A 2,670-nucleotide genomic window follows, 5' to 3' on the forward strand; every position below is an offset into this window, starting at 1 on the left:
TCCTCGCCGCGCAGGTATGTCATCGGGTCGTGCGGCTGAGCGCGGTAGCCGGTCGGGGCCGCCATGGCATCGAGCGGCTCGGCGGCGGCGCGTGGCGCCGCGTCCGGCAGCCGTCCGGTATCCGGATCGAGGGGTTCGGGATGGACGTGTGCCCCCAGTCCGCGCACCAGGTCGGCGACCCGCGGATCGGGCGTGACGACCGTGACCGAGCCGATCTCCGGCGTCGCGGTGGCCGCGTCCACGGTGTCGGCGAGCATGGCCAGCACCAGGCGGGGCCGGTCGCGTGGATGCAGCCGGTCGGCGAGTCGGCTCTTGGCGAGCTCGAGACTCTTCACCGCGATGACGGCGTGCACGGACGAGCGCATGCCCGAATCCTCCCACTCGATGGTTACCCGGCGCGCGGCGGTGGCAGTAAACGCCGCGTGAACGCCCGTCCGCGACCACCGCTCTGGAATGCCAAGCGGTCGAGCACGCGGGAATGTTCCCGGGTGTGGCGGTGTGGCCCGGCCGGGCGCGGCGGGTGCATATATTGGTCTGATGACGAGGGCAGCGGTGCTGGGAGCGGGGTCGTGGGGGACCGCGTTCGCGAAGGTGTTGGCGGAGGCGGGAACCGAGGTCACCATGTGGGCTCGGCGGCCGGAGGTGGCGAAGGCGATCGCCGGTGAACATCGCAACCCCTGGTATCTGCCCGAGGTGGAGCTGCCGCCCATCGCCGCCACCGACGACCACCGAATCGCGCTGGACGGCGCGGACATCGTGGTGCTGGCGGTGCCGTCGCAGTCGCTGCGGGCCAATCTCGCGGCGTGGAAGGCCGATATCCCGGCCGACGCCACGCTGCTGAGTCTGGCCAAGGGCATCGAGACCGGCACGCTGCTGCGTATGAGCCAGGTGATCGCCGAGGTGAGCGGCGCCGACCCGAGCCGGGTGGCGGTGCTGTCCGGCCCGAACCTGGCCAAGGAGATCGCCGCCCGCCAACCCGCCGCCACCGTGGTCGCGTGCAGCGACGCCGCGCGCGCCGAGGCGGTGCAGCGGGCCTGCGCCACCGGCTACTTCCGGCCCTACACCAATACCGATGTGGTGGGCTGCGAGATCGGCGGTGCGTGCAAGAACGTCATCGCCCTGGCCTGCGGTATCGCCTCCGGCATGGGGTTGGGTGACAACTCGATCGCCAGCCTGATCACCCGCGGGCTCGCCGAGATCATCCGGCTCGGTGTCGCCCTCGGCGCGGAACCGGTGACCCTCGCCGGTCTGGCCGGAGTCGGCGACCTGGTCGCCACCTGCACCTCCCCGCTGTCACGCAACCGCTCCTTCGGTCATGTGCTCGGCTCCGGCGGCACCATGGAGACCGCCCAGGAGGCCACCCACGGCCAGGTCGCCGAGGGCGTGAAGTCCTGCACCTCGGTCCGCGCGCTGGCGGAGCGGACCGGCGTGGAAATGCCGCTCACCGATGCCGTGCACCGCGTCTGCCACGAAGGCCTGTCGGCCGCCGAGGCGGTGGGGCAGCTGCTGGGGCGGCGGCTCAAGTCGGAGTGACGCCGCTGCCGTCCGGTTCGAGAGCGGGGCGAGTCACCCGTGTAACCGAAGCGTCATCGGTGACCGGGTACGGTTCCGGGCATGACCAACAGGATCCGGGTGGCGGTGGTATTCGGCGGGCGGAGCAATGAGCACGGCGTCTCGTGCGTATCGGCCCGCACCGTGCTGGGCAGCCTCGATCCCGAACGGTACGAGCCGGTTCCGATCGGGATCACGCGCGAGGGCACCTGGGTGCTGGGCGGCCGGGATCCGCGGGAGCTGAGCGGCAAGGCTCGGGAGCTGGCCGTCGAGGCGTCCCCGGGGACCGCGCTGACGCTGGCCGTCGATCCCAGCCGGTCCGGACATCTGATGCCGGTCGGCGGGGGCGAGGTGCTGGGGAGCGTGGATGTGGTGTTCCCCGTACTGCACGGCGCCTGGGGCGAGGACGGCACGCTGCAGGGGCTGCTGGAACTGGCCGGGGTCCCGTACGTGGGTCCGGGCGTGCTGGCCAGCGCGGCCGGTATGGACAAGGAGTTCACCAAGAAACTCCTTGCCGCCGAAGGACTTCCCATCGGCACCCAGGTGGTGCTGCGACCCGGTGCGCCCACCCTGAGCGAGGCCGACCAGCGGCGGCTCGGCCTGCCGGTCTTCGTCAAGCCCGCACGCGGCGGCTCCTCCATCGGCATCACCAAGGTGGTCTCCTGGGACGATCTCGACGCCGCCATCGCCACCGCCCGCGAACACGATCCGAAGGTGATCGTGGAGGCGGCGATCGTGGGGCGTGAAGTCGAGTGCGGCGTACTGGAATTCCCGGACGGCCGGGTGGAGGCCAGTGTGGTGGCGGAGATCCGGATGCCGGAGAGCGACCCCGCCGCCGATGGTCCGGGGTTCTACGACTTCGACACCAAGTACATCGACGACGTCTGCGAGTTCGATGTTCCGGCCAAACTCGACGACGATGTGGCGGCGCAGGTCCGCGACATGGCGGTCGAGGCGTTCCGGGCGCTGGGCTGCCAGGGTCTGGCCCGCGTCGACTTCTTCGTCACCGCGGACGGTCCGGTCATCAACGAGATCAACACCATGCCCGGGTTCACCGCCATCTCCATGTATCCGCGCATGTGGGAGGCCACCGGCATCGACAATTCGACACTGGTGAGC

At 70.8% G+C, this 2,670-nt stretch carries 2 protein-coding genes and 1 pseudogene; 2 read left to right on the plus strand and 1 reads right to left on the minus strand.

Annotated elements, in window-relative coordinates; all coding sequences use genetic code 11:
* Positions 1-365, minus strand: a pseudogene (locus tag QK444_RS35310) (2-phospho-L-lactate guanylyltransferase); the annotation flags it as partial.
* A 172-nt stretch (positions 366-537) separates the two neighbouring features.
* Here QK444_RS35310 and QK444_RS35315 point away from each other — a divergent pair.
* Positions 538-1,533 carry an NAD(P)H-dependent glycerol-3-phosphate dehydrogenase gene (locus QK444_RS35315; protein WP_282786339.1) on the plus strand — a complete coding sequence of 332 codons (996 nt, stop codon included), beginning with the start codon at positions 538-540 and terminating at the stop codon, positions 1,531-1,533.
* An 81-nt stretch (positions 1,534-1,614) separates the two neighbouring features.
* Positions 1,615-2,670, plus strand: a 1,056-nt coding sequence (locus QK444_RS35320) for a D-alanine--D-alanine ligase family protein (protein WP_282786341.1), incomplete at its 3' end; no start/stop codon positions are given.

Origin of the sequence: Nocardia sp. CC201C, assembly GCF_030010695.1 — a bacterium.
Classification (GTDB): Bacteria; Actinomycetota; Actinomycetes; order Mycobacteriales; family Mycobacteriaceae; genus Nocardia; species Nocardia otitidiscaviarum.

Excerpts from the sequence above, each read along its gene's own strand:
- QK444_RS35315 (WP_282786339.1), top strand. The coding sequence starts at position 538 with ATGACGAGGGCAGCGGTGCTGGGAGCGGGGTCGTGGGGGACCGCGTTC.